At 39.0% G+C, this 544-nt stretch carries 1 protein-coding gene; it reads right to left on the reverse strand.

Going from position 1 to position 544, the window contains the following annotated elements; translation table 11 throughout:
• A partial coding sequence (locus tag ABD296_RS50135; RefSeq protein ID WP_344285779.1) for an Ig-like domain-containing protein occupies window positions 1–544 on the reverse strand: 544 nt, incomplete at both ends.

A 544-nucleotide genomic window follows, 5' to 3' on the forward strand; every position in this document is an offset into this window, starting at 1 on the left:
GGTGCAACTACATAAAAGGTAAATGGAGAACTTGCCTCACTGGTAAGGCCTGCCGCATCAGTTTGAGTCAAAGTAATAGTATGCTTACCAAGAGCTAAGTCTTTATCAAATGTAAATGACCAAGATCTACCACTTGTTACCGTCACAACTCCAATTGCAACACCATTATCATAAATCGTAAGAGTTGCATTTGCTTCACCTGAGCCTGTAAGTTTTGGTCTAGCATCGTCAGTTTCAGAACCAGCCGTTATAGCTCCTTTAACAGCGCCTACATCATCATCTACGCTATTTAATATAGGTTTTGCTGGTGGTGTTGTATCTTTTGTACCTACAATATCAACAACTTCAGACTTATTTCCAGCATTATCTATAGCTGATACCGAAGCATGTTTATTATCCGTTAAAGCTGGTGAAATAGAAATTGTAAATTTTCCATTCGCATCCGCTGTTCCACTACCAATTACCTTCCCTGTTGTATCTTTAATTTCAATTTTGGCATTGGCCTCAGCCGTACCGGTTACAGAAGTACCATCTGTATTAATTT

The organism is Actinomadura napierensis, from assembly GCF_039529375.1.
GTDB lineage: Bacteria > Actinomycetota > Actinomycetes > Streptosporangiales > Streptosporangiaceae > Spirillospora > Spirillospora napierensis.